Source organism: Marinobacter mangrovi, assembly GCF_016798325.1.
Lineage (GTDB): Bacteria > Pseudomonadota > Gammaproteobacteria > Pseudomonadales > Oleiphilaceae > Marinobacter_A > Marinobacter_A mangrovi.
In genome coordinates, this window is the sequence record NZ_JAERVO010000005.1 from 152,042 (window position 1) to 174,560 (window position 22,519).

24 protein-coding genes are annotated in these 22,519 nt (G+C 62.1%); 15 read left to right on the forward strand and 9 right to left on the reverse strand.

Going from position 1 to position 22,519, the window contains the following annotated elements; translation table 11 throughout:
- Nucleotides 1–105 precede the first annotated feature (105 nt).
- The gene (locus tag JL474_RS15535) at nt 106–273 is read left to right on the forward strand and encodes a hypothetical protein (RefSeq protein ID WP_203142795.1); all 168 of its coding nucleotides are present in this window, start codon (nt 106–108) and stop codon (nt 271–273) included.
- A gap of 68 nt (nt 274–341) precedes the next feature.
- Here JL474_RS15535 and groL read toward each other — a convergent pair whose 3' ends face one another.
- Together groL and JL474_RS15545 are read right to left on the reverse strand one after the other, a co-directional pair.
- Entirely contained in the window at nt 342–1,976 is a 1,635-nt protein-coding gene (groL, locus tag JL474_RS15540) for a chaperonin GroEL (protein ID WP_203142796.1), read from the reverse strand.
- Entirely contained in the window at nt 1,973–2,287 is a 315-nt protein-coding gene (locus JL474_RS15545) for a co-chaperone GroES (protein ID WP_123633986.1), read from the reverse strand. Before JL474_RS15545 ends, groL begins: the two co-directional genes overlap by 4 nt.
- A gap of 222 nt (nt 2,288–2,509) precedes the next feature.
- On the opposite strand from JL474_RS15545, the gene JL474_RS15550 reads away from it, so the two are divergent.
- Nucleotides 2,510–3,106 carry a hypothetical protein gene (locus JL474_RS15550; RefSeq protein ID WP_123633987.1) on the forward strand — a complete coding sequence of 199 codons (597 nt, stop codon included), beginning with the start codon at nt 2,510–2,512 and terminating at the stop codon, nt 3,104–3,106.
- 9 nt (nt 3,107–3,115) lie between these two features.
- Here JL474_RS15550 and JL474_RS15555 read toward each other — a convergent pair whose 3' ends face one another.
- Together JL474_RS15555 and JL474_RS15560 are read right to left on the reverse strand one after the other, a co-directional pair.
- A complete protein-coding gene (locus tag JL474_RS15555; protein ID WP_203142797.1) occupies nt 3,116–3,808 on the reverse strand; it encodes a class I SAM-dependent methyltransferase in 693 nt (230 codons plus the stop codon).
- Nucleotides 3,809–3,959: 151 nt separating this feature from the next.
- Nucleotides 3,960–4,457 carry a cytochrome b gene (locus tag JL474_RS15560; RefSeq protein WP_123633989.1) on the reverse strand — a complete coding sequence of 166 codons (498 nt, stop codon included), beginning with the start codon at nt 4,455–4,457 and terminating at the stop codon, nt 3,960–3,962.
- A 331-nt stretch (nt 4,458–4,788) separates the two neighbouring features.
- On the opposite strand from JL474_RS15560, the gene JL474_RS15565 reads away from it, so the two are divergent.
- Complete coding sequence (locus JL474_RS15565; protein ID WP_203142798.1) at nt 4,789–6,168, forward strand: aminotransferase family protein; 1,380 nt, start codon at nt 4,789–4,791, stop codon at nt 6,166–6,168.
- A 9-nt stretch (nt 6,169–6,177) separates the two neighbouring features.
- Here the strand turns inward: JL474_RS15565 and JL474_RS15570 are convergent, their stop codons facing one another.
- Both JL474_RS15570 and JL474_RS15575 read right to left on the reverse strand, forming a co-directional pair.
- Nucleotides 6,178–7,029: an alpha/beta fold hydrolase gene (locus JL474_RS15570; RefSeq protein ID WP_236012300.1), complete on the reverse strand. Its 852-nt coding sequence runs from the start codon at nt 7,027–7,029 to the stop codon at nt 6,178–6,180.
- Between the two features lie 4 nt (nt 7,030–7,033).
- Nucleotides 7,034–7,315 (reverse strand): hypothetical protein, encoded by a 282-nt coding sequence (locus JL474_RS15575; RefSeq protein WP_203142800.1) that lies wholly within the window; start codon nt 7,313–7,315, stop codon nt 7,034–7,036.
- Nucleotides 7,316–7,415: 100 nt separating this feature from the next.
- Here JL474_RS15575 and JL474_RS15580 point away from each other — a divergent pair, with 100 nt between their 5' ends.
- Nucleotides 7,416–8,312 carry a LysR substrate-binding domain-containing protein gene (locus JL474_RS15580; protein WP_203142801.1) on the forward strand — a complete coding sequence of 299 codons (897 nt, stop codon included), beginning with the start codon at nt 7,416–7,418 and terminating at the stop codon, nt 8,310–8,312.
- Between the two features lie 80 nt (nt 8,313–8,392).
- Nucleotides 8,393–8,776, forward strand: a complete 384-nt coding sequence (locus tag JL474_RS15585) for a DUF2750 domain-containing protein (RefSeq protein WP_203142802.1) — start codon at nt 8,393–8,395, stop codon at nt 8,774–8,776.
- Between the two features lie 16 nt (nt 8,777–8,792).
- Here the strand turns inward: JL474_RS15585 and JL474_RS15590 are convergent, their stop codons facing one another.
- A complete protein-coding gene (locus JL474_RS15590) occupies nt 8,793–9,023 on the reverse strand; it encodes a ChaB family protein (protein ID WP_203142803.1) in 231 nt (76 codons plus the stop codon).
- A 71-nt stretch (nt 9,024–9,094) separates the two neighbouring features.
- Entirely contained in the window at nt 9,095–9,427 is a 333-nt protein-coding gene (locus JL474_RS15595) for a tRNA-binding protein (protein WP_203142804.1), read from the reverse strand.
- 211 nt (nt 9,428–9,638) lie between these two features.
- Here JL474_RS15595 and JL474_RS15600 point away from each other — a divergent pair, with 211 nt between their 5' ends.
- The 7 genes from JL474_RS15600 (at nt 9,639) to JL474_RS15630 (ending at nt 17,087) form a co-directional block, all read left to right on the forward strand.
- A complete protein-coding gene (locus JL474_RS15600; RefSeq protein WP_203142805.1) occupies nt 9,639–9,989 on the forward strand; it encodes a hypothetical protein in 351 nt (116 codons plus the stop codon).
- A gap of 67 nt (nt 9,990–10,056) precedes the next feature.
- Nucleotides 10,057–11,022: a zinc-binding metallopeptidase family protein gene (locus JL474_RS15605; RefSeq protein WP_203142806.1), complete on the forward strand. Its 966-nt coding sequence runs from the start codon at nt 10,057–10,059 to the stop codon at nt 11,020–11,022.
- A gap of 111 nt (nt 11,023–11,133) precedes the next feature.
- The gene (locus JL474_RS15610) at nt 11,134–13,095 is read left to right on the forward strand and encodes an aconitate hydratase (RefSeq protein ID WP_203142807.1); all 1,962 of its coding nucleotides are present in this window, start codon (nt 11,134–11,136) and stop codon (nt 13,093–13,095) included.
- 153 nt (nt 13,096–13,248) lie between these two features.
- Entirely contained in the window at nt 13,249–13,869 is a 621-nt protein-coding gene (locus JL474_RS15615) for a hypothetical protein (RefSeq protein ID WP_203142808.1), read from the forward strand.
- Nucleotides 13,870–14,233: 364 nt separating this feature from the next.
- Nucleotides 14,234–15,244, forward strand: a complete 1,011-nt coding sequence (locus JL474_RS15620; RefSeq protein WP_203142809.1) for a DctP family TRAP transporter solute-binding subunit — start codon at nt 14,234–14,236, stop codon at nt 15,242–15,244.
- Between the two features lie 60 nt (nt 15,245–15,304).
- Nucleotides 15,305–15,799 carry a TRAP transporter small permease gene (locus JL474_RS15625; protein ID WP_203142810.1) on the forward strand — a complete coding sequence of 165 codons (495 nt, stop codon included), beginning with the start codon at nt 15,305–15,307 and terminating at the stop codon, nt 15,797–15,799.
- A complete protein-coding gene (locus JL474_RS15630; protein WP_123634003.1) occupies nt 15,789–17,087 on the forward strand; it encodes a TRAP transporter large permease in 1,299 nt (432 codons plus the stop codon). The genes JL474_RS15625 and JL474_RS15630 overlap by 11 nt, the downstream gene beginning before the upstream one ends.
- 7 nt (nt 17,088–17,094) lie before the next feature.
- On the opposite strand, the gene JL474_RS15635 is transcribed toward JL474_RS15630, so the two are convergent.
- The gene (locus JL474_RS15635) at nt 17,095–18,867 is read right to left on the reverse strand and encodes a DUF4153 domain-containing protein (RefSeq protein ID WP_203142811.1); all 1,773 of its coding nucleotides are present in this window, start codon (nt 18,865–18,867) and stop codon (nt 17,095–17,097) included.
- A 528-nt stretch (nt 18,868–19,395) separates the two neighbouring features.
- On the opposite strand from JL474_RS15635, the gene JL474_RS15640 reads away from it, so the two are divergent.
- From JL474_RS15640 to JL474_RS15650, 3 genes are all read left to right on the forward strand, one after another.
- Nucleotides 19,396–20,433 carry a TRAP transporter substrate-binding protein gene (locus JL474_RS15640; protein WP_123634005.1) on the forward strand — a complete coding sequence of 346 codons (1,038 nt, stop codon included), beginning with the start codon at nt 19,396–19,398 and terminating at the stop codon, nt 20,431–20,433.
- A gap of 96 nt (nt 20,434–20,529) precedes the next feature.
- Complete coding sequence (locus tag JL474_RS15645) at nt 20,530–21,090, forward strand: TRAP transporter small permease (RefSeq protein WP_203142812.1); 561 nt, start codon at nt 20,530–20,532, stop codon at nt 21,088–21,090.
- Nucleotides 21,087–22,412, forward strand: a complete 1,326-nt coding sequence (locus JL474_RS15650) for a TRAP transporter large permease (protein ID WP_203142813.1) — start codon at nt 21,087–21,089, stop codon at nt 22,410–22,412. The genes JL474_RS15645 and JL474_RS15650 overlap by 4 nt, the downstream gene beginning before the upstream one ends.
- Nucleotides 22,413–22,519: the final 107 nt, after the last annotated feature.

Below are 22,519 nucleotides of genomic sequence, written 5' to 3' on the forward strand. Positions count from 1 at the left end.
CGCTTTTCGCAACAGCGTTTGACGGTATCACAGGCGCCCCAACAACAAGTCTGACTGCAGAAAAACTTTGTTAAATCATTGGGTCTGGCCGGATAAGACAATCAATTGATCTCCGAATTCGTCCAGTGCGGTGTGCTGACGTTGCTGGCCATTCCCGAGATTCGAAGAACCAACCCGGTCAATACCTGCTGGCAGGTCGCTATCGGTTGGTTTGCCAAGGAGGGGATGGGCAACCCGGAACAGTCAAGATGCGCCGGTGCCCAGGGTGTTTGAATACGATGCTGTTCCCGATCCGAAAAAGGGGGCCATGACAGCCCCCTGATTCTGATCCAACGATCCGACTAGAAATCGTAATCCGGCATGTCATGGGCATGGGAAGCTTTTTTCTCCTCCGGCGCCTCGCTCACCATCGCCTCGGTCGTCAGCATCATGCCGGCCACGGAGGCGGCGTTCTGCAGGGCGGTTCGGGTGACTTTGGCCGGGTCGAGGATGCCCATGTCCAGCATGTCGCCGTAGGCCTCGGTCTGGGCGTTGTAGCCCCAACTGACGCTGTCGTTGCTGCGCACCTTGTCCAGCACCACGCTGGGCTCGACCCCGGCGTTGGAGACGATCTGACGGAACGGCTCTTCCATGGCCCGCAGGGCGATTCGGACACCGGCCTTCTGGTCTTCGTTGGCCGCCGTTTTCAGCGTCTGGCGCACGGCATCAGCCGCGCGAATCAGGGCCGTCCCGCCGCCCGGCACGATGCCTTCTTCCACGGCCGCACGGGTCGCGTGCAGGGCATCGTCCACCAGGTCCTTTTTCTCCTTCATTTCCATTTCCGTGGCCGCGCCGACCTTGATCACCGCAACACCGCCGGACAATTTAGCGACGCGTTCCTGCAGCTTTTCGCGGTCGTAGTCGGACTTGGACGCGTCGATCTCCTTCTGGATCTGGGCAACCCGGGCCTCGATGTCCGCCTTCTTGCCACCGCCATCCACGACGATCGTGTGCTCCTTGGTGATCACGATCCGCTTGGCGGAACCCAATTCGTCCAGGGTGGTCTTCGCCAGGGACAGCCCGACTTCTTCGGAGATCACCTGCCCGCCGGTCAGCGTGGCGATGTCCTGCAGCATGGCCTTGCGCCGGTCACCAAAGCCCGGGGCCTTCACCGCGGCCGCTTTGATGATGCCGCGCAGGTTGTTCACCACCAGTGTGGCCAGGGCTTCGCCCTCAACGTCCTCGGCGATCAGCATCAACGGCCGGCCGGCTTTGGCGACGGCTTCAAGCACGGGCAACAGATCGCGGATGTTGCTGATTTTCTTGTCGAACAGCAGCACATAGGGGTTGTCCAGTTCCGCCTGCATCTTGTCGTGGCTGGTGATGAAATACGGCGACAGGTAGCCGCGATCGAACTGCATGCCTTCCACGACCTCCAGTTCGTTTTCCAGGGATTTGCCCTCTTCGACCGTGATGACACCGCCCCGACCGACCTTCTCCATGGCCTCGGCCAGGATGTCGCCAATCGCGGTATCCCAGTTGGCAGACACGGTGGCAACCTGGCCGATGGCCTTGTTGTCGGCGCAGGGTTTGGCGAGGTTTTTGAGCTCTTCCACGGCGGCGCTGGCGGCGAGGTCGATGCCGCGTTTCAAGTCCATCGGGTTCATGCCGGCCGAAACGGCCTTATGACCTTCCCGCACAATGGCCTGGGCCAGCAGCGTGGCCGTGGTGGTGCCGTCGCCGGCCAGTTCGGCGGTCTTGGACGCCACTTCTTTTACCATCTGGGCACCCATGTTCTCGAACTTGTCCTTGAGCTGGATTTCCTTGGCCACGGACACGCCGTCCTTGGTGACCCGGGGGGCGCCGTAGCTCTTGTCCAGGATCACGTTGCGGCCTTTCGGTCCCATGGTGACCTTGACGGCGTCGGCCAGGACATTCACGCCTTTGAGCATGCGCTCGCGGGCGGTTTGGGAAAAGGTAATGACTTTCGCGCTCATGCGGCTTTCTCCTGCGCATCAACGTCCTCAAGAACAGCCAGGATGTCGGATTCACGAATCACCAGGCCAATGTCGTCGTTCAGTTTGATATCGGTGCCGGCGTGCTTTTCAAAGAGCACGCGATCCCCCACCTTCACGGTCAACGGACGCTGGACGCCGTTGTCCTGCAAGGCGCCGTCACCCACCGCCAACACGATTCCCTGGGTCGATTTGCCGGCCGCCTTGTCGGGAATGAGGATCCCGCCTTTGGTGGTGGTTTCGGCTTCCAGTCGACGAACAACCACCCGGTCATAGAGCGGTTTGATCTGCATTGAGGTGTCCTCCTGAATAAAGGTCATGCACGAGAAAACGGCACATGGATGGGCCGTTGCGGCCCTCTCTGATCGCGAACATAAGTGCAGTCCCGGCGCTTTCAAGTGGACGTTGAGCACTTTCAATCAACTCTTTTTCTATAACCGGCGGCGGCTTTATGCCTTGAATTGGCGATTGGCTGTTTTATAGTCAAAGAAGGTCAGCCAGAACGAGGTGTCGCCATGCAGGAACGCGCTGTTCAGACGTTTGAGCGCACGTTGGGTGATTATTTCCGGGAGCGTCTTGTCCACTGCGCCGAGGCACTGGCGCCACGGCCCGAAGAGGATACATTGTGGTATGTCGGGTCGGTCCTGGCGCGCCTGGGGGACAGCCGCCAGCTGTTCAGCTATGACGAGGGGCAACTGAGCCTGCGGCCACTGGCCCTGCTCTACAAGGACGCACACGAAGCCAGCGCCGATCACGAACGCTGCCTGATTCTAAGGCAATTGGGCGACCAGGCCCTGTTCGTCGGCGCATTGTTTCCGGAGCGCTATGCCCGCAAGGGCTTCCGGCAAGACTATTTCGTCGGCATGGGCGGTGGCGCCTACGACTACCTGGCCGACAACGCCCACAGCCACCGCCACGTGTTTGCCGACCTGGCGGATCGCTTCGCCGCCTTCCTGGATCTGGTCGCCCGGGCCTGCACCCGCAAGGCAGGCTCCAGTGTTGATGATGTGCTGACGCTCTACCAGCAGTGGCGGGCCACCGGTGACGAACAGCTGGGCGAGCAATTGCAGGCCCTGGGGATCGCCCTGGACGATGACAGGAAACTGCACTGACCGGCGGGCTTAATGGGAGCCCGGTTTTGTGCCACTGATCAAAAGTCCCAGGCCGTTCAGGTAATCTTCCTGCTGGACATCGTCCAACTGCGCTTCAAGATAAGCCCGGCCTTGCGCCCATTTAGCCTTCAGCCGGTCGTGGTCGAGGTCCTCGGCCGTGTCGATACCCGTGACTTGAAGCAGCTTGCTGTAGATCGGATAGAGGTGGCGCAGCAGACCCCGTTCCGGCCGGCTGCCCTGAAAGTCCAGGATCACCAGCCGTCCACCCGGGCGTAACAGGCCCAGTGCCCGCTCGAGTGCGGCTGGCAAATCGTAGACAATGCCCAGGCACCAGCTGGCGATCACCGCGTCAAACGACGGCGCAACGTCGTCAAGGCGGGCGGCGTCCTGCTGTGCAACGGCGACCTGGTGCCACCCGTTCCGTTCGACCTTTTGGCGAGCCCTGGCAAGCATTCCCCGGGACAGGTCAACCCCGAGCAACCTCCCCTCCGGCCCCAGCTTCGGCACCAGGTAGGAAAAGTTGCGCCCCGTTCCGCATCCGATATCAAGAACACGGGCGCCGTGTATATCACCCAGGAGATCGACACTGCGCTGGCGATACCGGTCCTCGACCCGAAACAGTCGCTGGAAGATCCAGCCGGTCAGAAGATCGTAATAGCGCGCAGCCTTGTTGTAGTAATCGTTGATTTCTTCGCGTTGCATTGCAGGGCTCCCGAGTGCCGGCCATGAAATGGAATATGGCCATTTCAAACCCTGTAGTGATTACAGGGTCAAGCCCATCCGACGATTCGGAGAGGCAATGACGCCAGACGCGGGAACGTGGCACCCGGAAGTCCGCCTTCCTGACAGGGCGTCACTCCCGTCCCAGCATCCGCATCAGCACTCGATCTTTCAGCACATGGTGGTGGTAGAGGGCAGCGAGGGCATGCAGCAAGGCGATGATCATCATGGTATTCATGGCGATCACGTGGACGTCCCCCATGAATTCCATTCCCAGGTACCACGCCATCGCGCCGAAAACCGGCACCAGCAGCATCAGGAGATAAAGCAGGCCATGGGCCAGTTTCTGCGCCTTGTCGAGCAGAGGATGCCCCGCGCTGACGACTTCAGGGACCGGGCTAACCAGTCGGACGATCAGGCGGACCAGCACCAGGCCAATGACCGTCAGCCCCACATAAACGTGAAACGTCCCCACCCAGTTCGTCTGGAATCCGGCGTTTTCAAGATGCTCGTCCAACTGGTGACCCATCCCGTCACTGACGATGTAATTCGCAACGATCAATATCGCGATGGCCCAGTGCAGGACGATCTGGGGCATGCTGTAGGCTTTGGTGTGTGTGGTGGTGGACATGATCGGTCTCGGCTTCCTGTTGAGTGGATCCTTTCGTAACCACGGCGTGCCTTCGCCTGGCTCAGTGCCAGAGCAAGTGGCCCACCGCGGGTCCTTACTGACAGGGGAAGTCTATGCACGAAACATTAAGTGTTTCTTATAAACCCCTCATGTCCTTGCCCAACGCCCTTGCGGCCGTCACTCTCTTTCTGAAGACTCGTCCTGAATCGTGGACTTCACATCGGTCAACCGGCCGACCGGAAGGTTGTCGGGGACGGGTCTACAGTGACAGGAGGGGCTCTGCTCTCTGCCGGCGAGCCCCAGCAACCGCTTGATATTGAGGAACGAGTCGATGAGCACCTTCGAGCAGGATACCGACACGCTGAAAGCCTGGGACAAGGCCCACGTCTGGCACCACATGACGACAGGGCAGGCGGCGGACGCGGGGCTGACCATGTTCGTCCGTGGCGAGGGTCTCTGGCTCTGGGACATCGACGGCCAGGAGTACCTGGACGCCACCGCCGGCGGTGTCTGGGTGACCAATGTGGGCTACGGGCGACGGGAGATCGCCGATGCCGTCCACCAACAGCTGCTGGAACTGAATTATTTCGCCGGCTCCATGGCAAGCAAACCGGCGTCGGCGTTCGCCGAGAAACTGCTGGGCAAGATGCCGGGTATGAGCCGGGTCTACTACTCCAGTTCCGGATCGGAGGCGAACGAGAAGGCCTTCAAGATGGTGCGCCAGATCGCCCACAAGCACCACGGCGGCCGCAAGCACAAGATCCTCTACCGCGAGCGCGACTACCACGGCACCACCCTGGCGGCGCTGAGCGCGACCGGGCAGATGGAGCGGCGTGAGCACTTTGGTCCTTTCCTGCCGGGGTTCGTGGAATTTCCCCACTGCTGCGAATACCGCAGCCAGTATGGCGACGTCGACGACTACGGCGCACGGGCGGCCCAGGCCATGGAGGACGTGATCCTGCGGGAAGGTCCTGACACCGTGGGCGCGGTCATCATTGAACCCATCACCGCCGGTGGCGGCATCATTCCCCCACCCGCCGGCTACCTGAAGGCGGTACGCGAGATCTGCGATCGTCACGACGTGTTGCTGATTATGGACGAGGTGGTCTGCGGCATGGGCCGGACCGGCACCTGGTTCGGGTACCAGCACGATGGCATCACACCGGACATCGTGACCATGGCGAAGGGCGTGGCGTCCGGATACGCCGCCATTTCCTGCACCGTGACCACGGAGCGAGTCTACGAATTGCTGAAAGAAGCCGAAGGGGACACCCTCGGTTATTTCCGCGACATTTCCACCTTCGGTGGCTGCCTCGCGTCCCAGGCGGCAGCGCTGGCTAACGTGTCGATCATCGAGCGCGAGGGACTGGTGGAAAACAGTGCCCGCCAGGGGGAACGGCTGATGGCCGGCTTCCGCGACCTGGCCGAGCGCTATTCATTGATCGGGGACATTCGCGGCAAGGGCCTGTTCCAGGGTATCGAACTGGTGACCGATCGCGCCTCCCGCCGACCGGTGGAGGAATCCGTTCCCATGGCCATCGTTGCCCGCTGCAAAGCCCATGGCTTGCTGATTGGCCGCACCAATCGCTGCGTACCGGGCTTCAACAACGTGCTCAACTTCAGCCCGGCGCTGACGGCGACCGACCAGGAGATCGACACCATCGTCGAACGCCTGGACCGGGCCCTGCACGATGTGACGCCGACGCTCTGATTGTCCCGGTCACGGGGTCGTTCCGGCAAAGTGCACAATGTGTTGCACCAGCTGGTCCGGCTTCTCCTCGATCACGAGATGGCCCGCGTCGTCGACCACGCGCAACTCCGAAGATGGAATCAAACCACGGAGGGTTTCACCGCGTTCCAGCGGAATCCAGCGATCCTCCCGCCCCCACAGGATGAGGGTCGGCGTGGTGATCGTTGGATACCGTGTTTGGACCTCGTCCGTGTAGCGCGAATCCGCCTGGGCGATCTGACGATAGAAAGCGGGCTGCCCCTGCTCGCCGGTCCAGGGCCGGACAATGCCGTCCAGTGTGGCGTCATCCAACGGCTGGTGAGCCGCTGTTTGCACGTAGGTCCGAACGATCGCCTGATGGATAAAATCGGGCACACCGGAAAACGCAGCCTCGTGTTCATTGACGTGCCGGAAGAACGGCGAGCCCCAGGGCGAGACCGCCACCGGGTCAATCAACATGATTTTCCGGAAGGATCGCCCATTCAGCAGGTGCGTTCTCAGGACGGTGGCCCCACCAAAGTCATGGCCGACCACCCGCGGATTATCCAGGCCCCAGTGATCCAGCAGGCGCGCCAGCACCTCGTTTTGCACGCCCAGCGAGACGTCCCCCTCGGCCATGCTCGACTGGCCATAGCCCAGCAAATCGTAAAAGTAGACGGTGTGCTTTGCGGACAGCGACCGGATCAGGTGACGCAGATTGAACGACGACCAGGGCGTGCCGTGAACCATCACCATCGGCGGGCCGTCTCCCAGCCGACCGTACCGGACTTCGCGCCCCTGATAGTCAAGGGTACCGGGGAGCTGCCAGTCGCAGCACGCATCAACGCCGTTCCTGTTCGCCATCGACTCATCCCTCCCGCGAGTCGGCATCACGCATCAGCGTCGCCACCCGTTCCAGGGCGCGCTCGGGCGGTAACCTCAAAGCCGCTTCAAGAGCGTCTCGCGGTACGCCGACGACATCGTCCAGGGCCCGATCATCCAGCGTGGCCAGTAGGCGTTCCAGTTGTTTGAGACGGGCCTGTTGCGGGTGGCGGACGACGTGACATCCGCGGTGATCCCGGGCCCAATCGCGCAGAGAGCGAAGGAGCCGGGTGCGTTCGGTCCTCTGGTGTGCCGTGAAAGTAGCCATCGAAACCTCCTGTGTTTCGATCACCTTGCCGCGCGCCTATTGATTAGACAAACGAGAAGATTTGACCCATGCTTTGAGAAATTCTCAAAGATACACAGCCATGTCCCTCGCATCGCCCCTGCCCAACCTGGATCTTGATCTCGCCCGGACCTTTGTGGCCATCTGCGAGACCGGTAATTTCTCACGGGCCGCCACGCAGGTTCACCGCAGCGCGTCCGCCATCAGTCTGCAGGTCAAGAAGCTGGAGGCGATGGTGGGCCGCGAGCTCTTCCTGCGGGAAACCCGACGGGTCAGCCTGACCAGTGATGGCGAGATCCTGCTGGGCTATGCCCGCAAGCTGCTGCGCCTGAACGACGAGGCCTTTTCCCGCTTCCGGTCGTCCGAGTTCCAGGGGCGTGTCCGGCTGGGCGCGCCCAATGACAACGGCATTGTCGCCATGCCGGAAATCCTGCGGCGATTCGCTGCGTCCCATCCTCATGTTGAAGTGGATGTGCATCTGGGCCCGACCAATAACCTGCGCCGTCGTATTAACGCCGGCGAGATCGACATCGCGATCTTCAGTTTCGATCCGGAGCTCGACAACCAGGCGCCTATCCACTCCGAACCGCTGGTGTGGCTCGGCGCGCGAAACGGCACCACCCTCGACACGCGGCCGTTGCCAATCGCCCTGGCCGAGCCCGGCTGCTACTGGCGGGACATGGCGCTCAAGGCACTGGACGAAGCCGGGATCGACTACCGCATCGCCTACACCAGCGAGTTCTGCCAGGCCCAGATCGCCGCGGTGCGGGCCGACCTGGCGGTTGCGCCGCTGCCCATCAGCGTGATCGACGACGACATGATTCACCTGAGCGCCGACCATGGCCTGCCGGAGATGGGTGAGTACCGGATGACCCTGGCCAAGCGGGACGGATCGGGCCCGATTGAAGACGCGCTGGCCGAACATGTGGTCTCGGGCTTCAAGGCAATTTCCGAAAGGGGCATGCGCCTGTTTGCCTGATCTGTCGGCGCGGTTTCAGGACAGCAGACAAGCCGGACGCCATGCTATAGTGGGCGACGCATGACACAGAGAGCTTTCCCATGAATCAGGAACCGCTGGACACCATCCTCGAACTCGACGGCGAGGAACGCTTCGATTACTTCCTCGATACGGTGATCGAAGAGCGCGACATCTGGATCCTCATCAACGCTGACAACCGCTTCCTGAAGATTGTCTCCGACGACGATGACGTGGCCTATCTGCCGGTCTGGCCCAGCGAATCGTTTGCCGCACAGTACGCCGGCGACGCCGGCGGCCTGAGACCCAAGCGTCTGTCGCTGCCCGAATTCTTCAACAAATGGGTGCCCGGACTGACCAAAGACGGTCTGGAAATCGGCGTCTTCCCGGGGACGGACGGCACCCTTTGGATCACCTCGCCGACCGACCTGAAGAACGACCTGCAGAACGAAATGGCCAGTCTTTGAAGCGCCGAGTGGGGCGTTAACCGGAACGCCTCACCCAGCGATCGCCCTCCTTAAGGTATTGCTGCTTAACCGCCGCCCAGGCCACCTTGTGGGCCACCGCCTCGCGGCTCTCATCACCCCTGCGGCTGTCAGGATCGCTGTATTCGTCCCACGCTGAATTGAAGGCCTTCAGATAGATGTCCAGGGCATGGGGCGGCAGGTGTTTGCGGACGCTCTCGGGCAGATCGTCTTTGCGATGATAAGGCATGGCGATGCACCTCCCGTTTCGGTGGCAGAATCAGCGGTTTCGCCTGCCATCATCGCACCGATCGACATCAATCAGCAGAGTCGCTGACCGTTACGCACCCCCGAGTCCGGCCCGACCAGGGACACAGCGCCATCCTCATTATGAACGCCCGTCACCAGGCATTCGGAGACGAACGGGCCGATCTGTTTCGGCGGGAAATTGGTGACCGCCAGCACCTGCTTACCCAGCAGGCTTTCCTTGTCGTAGAGATCCGTAATCTGTGCGCTGGATTTACGCACACCCACTTCCGGGCCGAAATCCACCTTCAGCTTGTAGGCCGGTTTGCGGGCCTCGGGAAAGTCCGACACCTCAATGATGGTGCCGATACGCAATTCCACTTTCTCAAAGTCGTCCCAACTGATCATTCGGGGTTCTCCAGGGTCTGGTTTGCCGGGCGCCGTCAAGCGCCGGATGCTAGAGGACGAAGTCTAATGCGCAAAGCCGCCATCGAGCCAGAATGCAGTCGGGGCCGGATGGATTTGAACCACCTCCTGGCTGACCGGTCCGGGCGATGCTGGAGGGCGCAGGCCGCGATTTCTGCTACCCTGCGTCCTGCCATGGATCAAGGAGTCCCCGATGTCCGAACAAGCCCTGAAAGCCCTGTCCGATATGGCCAGCGAGGCCCACGCCCGCATCCAGGCGGCGCACCAGCACATCAATCCAGTCGTGGGCGTGCGCCGGGGCATGCGAGACATCGGGATACCGGCCGATGCCATGACCATCGATTGCCTGCAGACCCGTCGGCGCATCGTGATGGTGTTGCATGATGAAGACCCGGGTGCCCTGCTCTACCAGTTTTCCACCATCGATGAAGAGATCGGGATGGATTTCCAGCGCATGCCGCTGGCCGACATGAACACGGGCAAACTGTTCGACTGGATAGAGGACTACTTTTCGGACGAGATAACGCCCGGCGCGCCCCATTGAACCCGGGCTGACATTCTGCGCCAACAACACCATACTGGGGCCACCTTTTCGCTCAAAGGCTTCTGCCATGCGCGTGTTTACCAATCCCGTCGGTTCCGGTTCGCTCTGGTTCGACAACCTGGCCACCGCCGACGGCACCCCCGTCGCCTATGATCCGCAGGCGCGGGCTTTCCTGCCCATGCCGCCATTCTGTATCAACCGTGATGTGATCGGCTGCAACTGGATCGCACCGAGACAGGGGGCGTTTTGCCGCTCCTGCGCCATGACCGCGCTGGCGCCCGACCCGGACATTCCCGACGCCATGCCCAACTGGGCCCTGACCGAAGCCGCCAAGCGCTGGACGCTGGATAACCTGGGCCGCTGGCACTGGTTCCGACCCGAAGACCCTGGTGTAAAACCGGTTTTCCATATGCTGGCTGAGGGGCTGACGCCCGTTATGATGGGGCACGCACAAGGCGTCGTGACCATCAGCGTCGCAGAAGCCGACCCGGTCGTCCGAACGGCCCGCAGGCAACAACTGGCCGAACCATACCGGACGATGATCGGCCATATGCGCCATGAAATTTCGCACATGCTCTGGTGGCGACTGAGCCTGCGCAGCGACTTCCTGGACGCCTTTCGCGCTATGTTCGGTGATGAGAGAGAGGACTACACGTCCGCGTTGCAAATGCATTATGAACAAGGCCCTCCTGCTGATTGGACACAGCGCTACCTGACGACGTATGCATCGGCGCACCCCCATGAAGACTGGGCGGAGACTGCGGCCCATCTATTGCACCTGACGGATATCACAGACAGTTTCATCGCCTCGGGCCTGTCCTCACCGATGCTGCCCCACTCGGGTTGGGATCCTTACTCAGAAACAGATGCCGACCGTCTGATACAGATCGCCGCGTCGTTAACCGTTGGTGTGAATCACGTCAACCGCTCCATGGGACTGTCGGATCTTTATCCCTTCGTCCTGTCTGACGTGGCACGACGCAAACTGGCGTTCGTACATGAATGGCTTCGTCGGGGCGCCCAGGGGCTGTAGATTCGGCCAGCGAAAGGGCCCTGGCTTGTTTCCGGCCAATTTGACACGCATATTGATAGATAACGCAGTCCAAACGCATCCGAAATTCGGCTCGCCACGGAGGTGATCCCAATGGCGGAAAAACGCAATCATCAACCCCGCAACGTCACGCAAAAACTGATCGCATCCCACCTGGCCGACGGTCGTATGAAAGCCGGTGAGGAAATCGGCCTGACCATCGACCAGACCCTCACCCAGGACGCCACCGGCACCCTGGTGATGCTGGAACTGGAAGCCATGGGTCTGGATCACGCCCGCACCGAAGTGTCTGCCCAGTACGTCGACCATAACCTGCTGCAGACCGACCACCGCAACCCGGACGACCACCTGTTCCTGCGCAGCGCCTGCGAGAAATTCGGCCTCTGGTTCAGCCCGCCCGGCTCGGGGGTGAGCCACCCGGTCCACATGGAGCGTTTCGGCAAACCCGGCAAAACCCTGCTGGGTTCGGACAGCCACACCTGTGCCGCGGGCTCACTGGGCATGCTGGCCATCGGTGCCGGCGGCCTGGCGGTGGCCATGGCCATCTGCGGGCAGCCGTTCTACCTGAACATGCCCAAAGTGATGGGCGTGAAACTCACCGGCAAACTGCCGGACTGGGTCAGCGCCAAGGACGTGGTGCTGGAGATGCTGCGCCGCCATGACGTGAAAGGCGGTGCCGGCCGGATCATCGAGTACTACGGCCCCGGCCTCAAGCACCTGTCCGCCATGGATCGCCACGTGATCGCCAACATGGGCCAGGAAATGGGCCACACCACCACCGTATTCCCCGCCGATGACGCGGTGCGGGATTTTCTCAAACAGCAGCAGCGGGCCGACGATTTCAAGCGACTGGAGGCGGATCAGGGCGCCACCTACGACGAACACGACGAAATCGATCTGGGCAAGCTGGAGCCTTTGATCGCCCTGCCCAGCAGCCCGGGCAAAGTCGTGCCCGTGCGCGAAGTGGCAGGTGAGCCCATCTACCAGGCCTACATCGGCTCTTCCGCCAATCCGGGACTGCGGGATTTTGCGGTGCCGGCCATGGTGGTGAAGGGCCGCCAGGTGCATGAGCGGGTGTCGTTCGATATCAACCCGACGTCCCGCCAGATCCTGGAAAACCTGGCCAAGCTGGGGCACCTGAGTGACCTGCTCAGCGCCGGCGCCCGCCTGCACCAGACCGGTTGCAATGGCTGCATCGGCATGGGCCAGGCACCGGCCACGGACCAGATCAGCCTGCGCACGGTGCCGCGCAATTTTGCCGGGCGCTCCGGCACCGAGGAAGACAAGGTTTGCCTGTGCAGTCCGGAAACCGCCACGGCATCCGCCCTGATGGGTGAGATCACCGACCCCCGCGACCTGGACATCGACTATCCGACCTTCGACGACAGCCGGTCGTTCTACGTGGAGGACCGCAACATTCGCCCGCCGGCGCAGCATCCGGAGCTGACCGTCGTCGAGAAGGGGCCCAACATCAGCACCCTGCCCCAGTTCGATGGCCTGCCGGACGAACTGACCGCGCCGGTGCTGCTCAAGGTGGGCGACGACATCTCCACCGACGAAATCCTGCCTGCCGGGTCTCGGATCCTGCCGTTCCGCAGCAACATCCCGGCGATCAGCGAGTTCACCTACACCCGGGTCGACGCGTCCTATCCGGAACGGGCGAAGAAGTATCAGGAACACGGCTCGATGATCGTCGGCGGCGAGAACTACGGGCAAGGCTCCAGCCGCGAACACGCGGCACTGGCGCCGCGTTACCTGGGCGTTCGGGTGGTCATGGCCAAGAGCTATTCCCGCATCCACTGGCAGAACCTGTGCAACTTCGGCATTTTGCCGCTGCGCTTTACGCGCCCCGAGGATTACGACGACATCGAACAGGGCGACGAACTGGCGCTGGACGCCCTGGCCGAGACGCTGGCGCAAGGCGGTCAGTTGGCCGCAAAAAACACCCGCAGCGGTCAGCGCTACGAGCTGACCCACGATCTCAGCGACCGCCAGATCCGGATGATCCTCAAGGGCGGCCTGCTCAACCTGATGCGCGAGTCCCTGGCCGCCTGATCGCCCGCGCCGGCCCTGGCCTCACCGGACAGGGCCGGCGCCTTCGCCTATACTGATCCTGCTGGCGTCATATGACTCCCGCCGTGTCGCCGTTTGGCCTGTCAGCTGATGAATGGACCGAATCGAGCCCATGAGGCTAACGGAGGATATGGCATGCCTTTCTTATCCCGACTTCCCTGTATTGCCACCGCTCTCGTTCTGGTTGCTGGCCTGCTCAGCGCCTGCAGCACCCCGTCGGAAAAACCGTTGAAGACCGATGTGTCGGAATCCACCACCATGGAAAAAGGCGTCCCCGGCGGCGTCCACACCCGCACCGAACGTCTTGAAGCCACCATCCGAACCATCAACTACGACGCCCGCACCGTCACACTCGCAGACGATGACGGCAACATGAAGACCATCACCGTCGGACCCGACGCGGTGAATTTCAATCAGGTGGAGGTGGGTGACCGGGTCACGGTGGTCTACACCGAAGAAACCGTCGTTTACCTGAAAGCGATCGGCGAGACGTCCACCGACGGTGCCGCCGGCATGGCCGCCGCCGCCCCGGAAGGCCAGAAACCGCGGGGGTTTGCCGGCGGTACGGCGCAGGTCACCGCGGTGGTCAAATCGGTCAACCTGGAACACCACACCGCCACGCTGGAATTTCCCAACGGCGATGTCCGTCAGGTGCCGGTGCGTGACGACGTCAAACTGAGCAACGACCAGGTCGGCCGGGAAGTGGTGATCCAGATCACTGCCGCCGTGGCGCTGTCGGTGGACAAGGCCGAATAACGGCACCGGATTGGCGATTCGATGACCAGCCTGGCGAAAACCTCGACAGGCTGGTCATTTGCCAGCCATGACCGGCCACCGCTACAGCCAACTCGCCCACCGACGTTCTTCCAGACGTTACTCACGCACTTATCCACAGATTCTGTGGACATGATCGTCTGTGGATAACGAGCAACCGGCGGTCTGCCCATCCAGGTGATTCGCCGAATCGCTTACGGCTCGGAAAGCGCCAATTCATTGAGAGAACAACCGGTTAGCAATCCCACCTTTTGCGTCCCGTTAGGACCCTTCCTATAATCGCCTAACGAAGCGCACTCTGATTGCCGCGCCGCGGTCGTCCCATTCCAATAAAAAGGAAAACAACATGTTGAAACGTTGCACCCTTCTGGCTGCCGCGGCGGCTACGCTGCTGTTCAGTGCCGCCTCCCAGGCCCAGTACAAAGACGAATACACGGTGTCCACGGTCCTGCCTTCCGCCTTTCCCTGGGGGCAGGCTGCCGACAAATGGGTCGAACTGGTCAAGGAGCGCTCCGACGGGCGCATCAACATGAAGATCTACAGCAACTCCCAACTGGTCTCCGGCGACCAGACCAAGGAGTTCTCGGCCATGCGCTCCGGCCTGATCGACATGGCGGTCGGTTCCACCATCAACTGGTCGCCGCAGGTGCCGGAGCTGAACCTGTTCTCCCTGCCGTTCCTGATGCCGGACTACGCGGCGATCGATGCGATTACCCAGGGTGACGCCGGCGAGGCCATCTTCGCGGCCATCAAGAAGCGCGGCGTGACTCCGCTGGCCTGGGGCGAGAACGGCTTCCGCGAGCTGTCCAACTCCAAGCTGACCATCGACGAGCCGGCGGATCTGGACGGCCTGAAAATCCGCGTGGTGGGTTCGCCGCTGTTCCAGGACACCTTCACCGCGCTGGGTGCCAACCCGACGCAGATGAGCTGGGCAGACGCCAAGCCGGCCCTGACCACCGGTGCCGTCGACGGCCAGGAAAACCCGCTGTCCGTGTTTGACGTGGCCCGCATCGATCAGGTCGGCCAGAACCACCTGACCCGCTGGCACTACATGGCTGACCCGCTGGTGTTTGCCATCAGCAACCGCGTGTGGGACACGTTCAGCCCCGAAGACCAGGCGCTGCTGAAACAGGCCGCCATCGACGCCGGTCAGTGGGAGATCCAGAAATCCCGCGGTGAACTCGACGACACCCTGGCTGCGATCAAGGAGCGGGGCGTGGAAGTCACCGAGCTGACCCCGGCCCAGCACGATGCCTTCGTCAAGGCGACCCAGTCGGTCTACGACAAGTGGACGCCGCGCATCGGCGGAGACCTGGTCAAGCAGGCGCAGGACGCGGTCGCCAACCGCGCCCAGTAATACCGATCGTCCCCGACGCCCGTTTTTTTGGCGGGCGTCTTCCTGCCACCTGGAGTCCCCATGCCCTCCCGTCGTCCCAAATTCCGGCCCGATGCCTGGCTGGCCACCCTCGCCCTGGTAGCGATCTGCCTGATCAGCCTCGGTAATGTGATCGTGCGTTACGCCACCGATGCGTCCTTTGCCTTCACCGAGGAATTCTCGGTGTTCTGCCTGGTGCTGCTCACGTTTGCCGGGGCTGCGGTGGCGGCGCGCCACAACCAGCACATCCGCATCGAACTGGTCGAGCACCACCTGCCGCCCTGGGCCCGGAAGATCGTGTTTGTACTGCAGTGGGCCGCCAGCGTAGCGGTGCTGGGCGTGATGACCTGGTATGGCAGCACCTTTGCCCTGCAGGAGTATCAGTGGGACTCGCTGTCACCGGGGCTGGGGCTGCCCAACTGGATTTACGTGGTGTGGTTGCCGATCCTCTCCGTGGTCATCATCCTCCGCATGACCCAGAACCTGATCGATCGCCTGCGCGGCAAGCACGACCCGGAGGTGGTCCATGAGTCCTGATCTGCTGATGATCGGCAGTTTCCTGCTGGCGCTGCTGCTGGGCATGCCGGTGGCGATTGCGCTGGGCGTCGGCGGTCTGGTGGGCATCGTCGCGGGCCTGCCGCCGACGATGCTGGGCACCTTCGGCACCAACACCTACAACAGCGTGGCCAAGTACCCGCTGATTGCCATTCCCCTGTTTATCCTCACCGGCCTGATCTTCGAAAGGGCCGGGGTCGCCGCCAGCCTGGTGCGTTTCGCCCAGGCCATTATCGGGCCGCGTCACGGCGGTCTGACGGTCGTCGCCGTGCTGGTGTGCCTGATCATGGGCGGCATGAGCGGTTCCGGGCCGGCGGACGCGGCCGCAGTGGCGATGGTGATGCTGCCGAGCATGCATAAAGCCGGATACCCAAAGCCGTTTTCCGCTTCGCTGATCGCGGCGTCCTCTTCAACCGCGATCCTGATTCCGCCGTCCATCGCCCTGATCCTCTACTCCATCGTGGTGCCGGGCGTGGACCTGCGGGCCCTATTCGCCGCCGGGCTGTTCCCGGGCATCCTGGCGGGCATTTCCCTGCTGGCGCCGGCGCTGTATTTCGCAAAAAAATACCGCTGGGAAGACCCGGAGACCGTCGAGCGCCCGGCGTTCTGGCCGAGCTTCAAGGCGGCCATTCCCGCCCTGTTCGCGCCGGTGATCATCCTGGGCGGCCTGCGCTCGGGCCTGTTCACGCCCACTGAAGCGGCGGTGGTCGCCGTAGCCTACGGCGTGTTGGTGGGCTGCCTGATCTATCGCAACCTGAGCCTGCGGGATCTGTGGGGGCTGATGTCCGAGGCGGCTGTGACCTCCGGCGTGGTCATGTTCATCATCGCGCTGGCCGGTATTTTCGCCTGGGCCGGCACGACCCTGGGCACGTTCAACCACCTGGCCAATGCCCTGCTGTCCCTGTCGGACAACGGCTGGGTGCTGCTGGGTCTGGTCATGGTGCTGGTGCTGATTGCCGGCATGCTGCTGGACGCGATTTCGATCTACCTGATCCTGATCCCGATCGTCCTGCCGATGATGAATCACTTCGACTGGAACCCGATCTGGTTCGGCATCCTGCTGGCCATGAACATCGCCATCGGCCAGTTCACGCCGCCGGTTGCGGTCAACCTGATGGTCACCACCCGCGTGGCCAACATCCGGCTGGAACACACCATAGGCTGGGCACTGGTGTTCATCGCCGCCATGGCCGTCAGTCTGGTGCTGGTGATGCTGATGCCGGGGATTGCGCTGTGGTTGCCGGAACAACTCGGGTATGTCGTTGGCTGACCGTGCCCTACCGCGCGCTCAGCGATCGCAGGTAGGCATCGTCAGCATCGATCCGATAGAAGCATTCGCCATCCCCATAAACGAAGCGGCTGCCCGGCACCCGCTTCAATTGCACGCCATCCTTCAGGCGCAGCACCATGGCCTTCGCGCAGGTTCGGCCTGATACCGTGCCAATCTGCAGCCAGTCGTCGTCCCGGGCCTCATACACCCTGCCGGGCGGATAGCTTTGTACCGTGAGGCCCCACCACTGCGGTCCGGGTACTGCATCCTCTACACGGACCAGGCGGCAGTGCTGCTTCCAGGTGAGGCAGCCTGGAGCATCGTCAATAAAGCGCCTCAACAGACTGTCCGGCACAAGGGCGCCTTCGGGTGTCACTTCAACAACACGCCGGATCGCCGACAGATCGTCCGCTTTGATATCCGGCAGGTCCTGCCAGCGGTTATCAAGTGTGGAAACAGTCTCGATGCGCAGGCCCACGACTGGATGATTCTTTGCAAAGTCCGATTGCCCGAGTGCCTCCAAGGCGTCCCGACCGTACTGGCCAAGCTCGAAGCGCAGGTATCGATAGTCGAACGCCTCGGGTGTCACGCGACCGCTGATCAGCCGGTTCACCTGGCTTTGGGCCGACCAGTGACGCAGATCCGCGAACGGCGTGTGAATCAGGATCAGGATCGCGGCGACCAGCAGGGCCAGCCATTGATTGGCCGTTCGGATACCGCAAAGTGCCCGGCGGCGACACCAAGGGATGATCACGGCGTAAGTAAGCGTGAACGCGGCGATCAACAGCTGGAGGACCGCAGCAATGAGACGGTCGACAGTCAGCCCGTACTGATCGATCCGCAAACCAAGCGCCCAGGCCGCCAACAGCGAATTAATGGGCAGCAGCAGAATACCGAACAACACGAACCGTCGCAGCCAGGCCGGATAGTCGGGATGGTCTGGATCATCGGTCAGCACCGCATTGAAGAAGAACAGCACCACCACCGTCAGGACCATCATCAACAGGGCGGCCCGACCGGTGTCCCAGATGGCATCCAGTCCAGTAAAGGGCAGCGCAGCCAGAAACAGGACCGTGATCAGGGCAGCCAGGGGCAGCAGGGCCCTGATCAACGCTTCACATACGACCCGGATCGTCACCATCAAACGGATGCGCTCGCGGTTCAGCACCAGCCCCCAACCTCCGACCAGCGCCGTTACCGGGTATATAAACAGGGGTTCGCCAAACAGATCGGCAAAGAATTCGATGCCGATCACCTTGAACAGCATTGCCCAGATCAGCAGGAGCAGCCAGAACGCCAGGATGAAGAGCCCGACCATCGCTATGGTCTGGGCCTGCTGCCAGGAATACTCCAGCAGCTGGCTGTAGCGGAAGGTCAGTCGCTCGTTGAACGACCAGCTGCGAAAATAAAGCGCAAGGATGAACAGGGCCATGCCAATACTGCTGCCGAAGAAAAAGCCGAACTCAACCGTGCCGGAGCTTCGGCTCCCCGAGGTGAGCCACCCCAGGTGCCACCCCAGCCCGAAAAGCAGGGGCGTCAGCAGCCCGGCGGCGATCAGGTTGCGGGCGTCCTTCAGTTTTTCCAGACCCAGGTAAAAAAAGGCTGGTACGCCGACGATGACGGTATACAACGCGACCAGCCAGGTGACGTCGGTGGCCGGCCAGAATCGCTGATCCATGGCGAGGTGGAGGAAATACAACAGCCAGCCCTGAGCCAGGGCCATCACAATGAGCCCGTAACGGGTGGCCGTATCCAGCGGCATGCGGGTGCGTTCTTCCATGACGACAACGTCCTGTCGGAGAGGGCCTTGACGCCTGTAAGACAGACGCCGGTTGATCCGGTCGATTCTAGCGCAGTCTTCTGCCGCCGACCGGGTTCATCAGCCGGATTCTGTGACCGGTTTCCTGAAGCGACAGTGTTCAGACCGTCCGGACTCCGACAATACCCCCTGGAAAGAAAGCCTCGCCGCTCCACTGCTCAGCTTATGACCGCATACTCCACCGCCCGGACACTTCTGGTCATTTACCGGTCACAACGCGCCATGTCAGGCCCCATCGGGTCCGGCACCGTTCATCCTGAGCTTACCCACGGAGTTATCCACAGTTTATGTGGATGATACCGGCCGCACTGATGTCTTTTTCAGGGGACACCTTGCGCTCACCAGTCCACGGGTATACATTGCAAACACAGTATCAACAAAGTTGATATATTATTGATAAAAACAAGCCCTCAGAATGCCTGCCGCGCGCAAGGGGCTATCAACGCACGACAATCCGTACGCACTACAAAAACAAGACGAGGTGATCCCATGTTGAAGTTGCTGGTTTCCAGGTTGCTGGTGGTTCTCTTCCTGGCAGGAAGTGCAGCATCCGCCCAGGCTGCCGATGTCGTCCTGCGCCTGCACCAGATGCTCCCGCCGCAGGCGACGATTCCCGCCAAAGTCCTTGAACCCTGGGCCAAGAAGATCGAAGCGGAGTCCGGTGGGCGAATCGAAGTCCAGCTGTATCCCTCCATGCAGCTTGGCGGCCGCCCCGCCGATCTCGTCGATCAAGTACGGGACGGCGTGGTGGACCTCACCTGGACACTGTTCGGCTATACACCGGGCCGCTTCCCCAAGACCGAAGTGTTCGAACTGCCGTTCATGATGACCAACGCCACCGCCACGTCCATGGCGTTCCAGGCGTACTACGAAAAGTATATGAAAGGGGATCTGAAGGGCATCCATGTGCTTGCGGTCCATACCCACGGTCCCGGCCTGCTCCACACCCGCAACCAGGCGGTCCGCTCCCTTGAGGACCTCGACGGTCTGAAAATCCGCGGCACGTCACGGGTGGTCAATGCCATGCTGGGCTCCCTGGGCGCCAGCGCCATCGGCATGCCCGTGTCCGCCACCCCGGAAGCCCTCTCCAAAGGGGTGATCGACGGCACCGTGATGCCCTTCGAGGTCACCACCGCCCTGAAGATCGCGGAGCTGGCGCCCTACCACACCCAATTCTCCGGCAAGCGTGGCCTGTATACGGGCACCTTCCTGTTCGCCATGAATGAGGCCCGCTACCAGAGCCTGCCCGCCGACCTGAAGAAAGTCATAGATGACAACTCCGGCATGGCGCTCGCCAAGCGCTTCGGCCAGGCCATGGATGAGGGCGACCGCGAAGGCCGCGCAGCCGCGGACAAGGCCGGCAACACGACCGTCACCCTGGACGCGAAGGAAACCGCGCGCTGGCACAAGGCCAGTGAGGCGGTGACAGCTGACTGGATCGAGGAAATGAACGACAAGGGCCTGCACGGCCAGGAACTCTACGACGCGGCCAAATCGCTGATCGACAAATACGACGCCGAGATGTGAGGGGCAGGCGAACACCGCCTGCCGTTCTCCATGACAACGGCCCGGCCGCAAACGGCCGGGCCTCTGAGCCCAAGCCGTTCCAGATCAAGGTAACCAATGACTTCTTCCTCCGCCGGTCTCTATAGCCGTATCGAGGCGCTGGTCACCGCATCCGCCCGAATACTGATTGTCTTCAGCGGGTTCCTCCTCATCAGCGCCATTCTCATTACCTGTTCCAGCATCACCGGGCGAGCCCTGACATCGGCCGGGTTGTCCGCGATCCCCGGGGATTACGAGCTGGTGGAAATCCTCTGCGGCCTGGCCGTGTTTGCCTTCATGCCCTATTGCCAGCTGTCCCGGGGCCATATCAGCGTGGATCTGTTCATCCAGGGCCTGGGCCCCAAAGCGATGGCCTGGACGCAGCTGCTGGGCGACGTAGTGATGACCGGACTGGTGACGGTCATGGCCTGGCGTCACTTTGCCGGCACCCTCGACAAGCACGCCTACGGCGAGACCTCGTTCATCCTGCAGATTCCCGTCTGGTGGTCCTATGCCGTGGCCATGGTCCTGCTGGCCCTGTTCTGGCTCACCAGCCTGTTTACCGTGTGGCGGGACATCGTCGCGCTGCGTACGGGATCGTTCGACGATCACTCAGCTTCCGGAGGCGAGCACGCATGAGCAGTATCGACATCGCCCTGTGGTCGTTCCCGGTCCTGATCGCGCTGATCTTTATCCGAATTCCCATCGGCGCGGCCATGCTGCTGACCGGCCTGGTGGGCACCTGGCTGGTAACCGGGAGCTGGACGCCCATCCTGGCCCAGATGAAGAACCTGAGCTGGTCCAACTTTGCCAACTATTCCCTGTCGATTATCCCGCTGTTCCTGTTGATGGGGCAGTTCGCAGCACACGGCGGCATGTCCCGGTCGCTGTTCAAGGCGGCCGAGGCGTTCCTGGGGCATCGCCGGGGCGGCGTCGCCATGTCCGCCGTCGGCGCCTGTGCCGGATTCGGGGCCATCTGCGGCTCCTCACTGGCCACCGCCGCCACCATGGCCCAGGTGACCCTGCCGGAACTGCGCCGCTACGGCTACTCGGGTGGTCTGGCGACGGCGGCACTGGCCGCCGGCGGGACGTTGGGCATCCTGATTCCACCGTCGGTGGTGCTGGTGATCTACGCGATCCTGACCGAGCAGAACATCGCAAAGCTGTTCGTCGCCGCGTTCGTGCCGGGCATCCTCGCCGCCGTGTTCTACCTGGTGGCCATTTCGGTGATCGTGCGGGTCTCGAAGGACGCCGAAACCACCTGTGACCGCGTCCCCTGGCCGGCCCGGCTGTCGGCCGTCATCGAAATCTGGCCGGTGCTGTTGATCTTTTTCCTGGTGGTGGGCGGCATCTACCTGGGCTGGTTCACGCCCACGGAGGCCGCCGCCATTGGTGCGGCCGGCACCGGACTGGTGGCCTGGATCAAGGGTGGCCTGGACCGCGTGCGCCTGATGGATTGCCTGAAGAAGACGGCGGTGTCATCCGGCATGATCTTCTTTATCGTGCTGGGGGCCGGCGTCTACAACACGTTCCTGGCCTTTTCCCAGCTGCCCCAGAGCGGCGCGGCCTGGGTGGTCGAACAGGGCTTCTCTCCCTGGCTGATACTGACGATCATCCTGGCGCTCTTCATCGTTCTGGGCTGCATCATGGACTCCATGTCCATGATCCTGCTGACCGTACCGATCTTTTTCCCGATCGTCAGCGCCATGGATTTCGGCCTGCCTCCGGAGGAATTCGCCCTCTGGTTCGGCATCCTCATCCTCGTGGTCGCCGAGGTGGGCCTGATCACCCCGCCCGTCGGACTGAACCTGTTCATCATCAACTCGATGGCGCCCGGCGTTCCCATGCGCGACACCTACCGCGGCATCCTGCCTTTCATCTCGGCGGACATCCTGCGCACCTTGGTGCTGGTGCTGTTCCCGCCGATCAGTCTGTGGCTGGTCCGACTGCTTTATTCCTGACCCGCCGCTTTTCGGTTCGAGCCCTGCGCTGTACTCGAATCCATTCGCAAAGGGTCGCCCGGCGGCCCTTTGCTTCATGAGTGCCTTAAATAATTAAGACAATACCA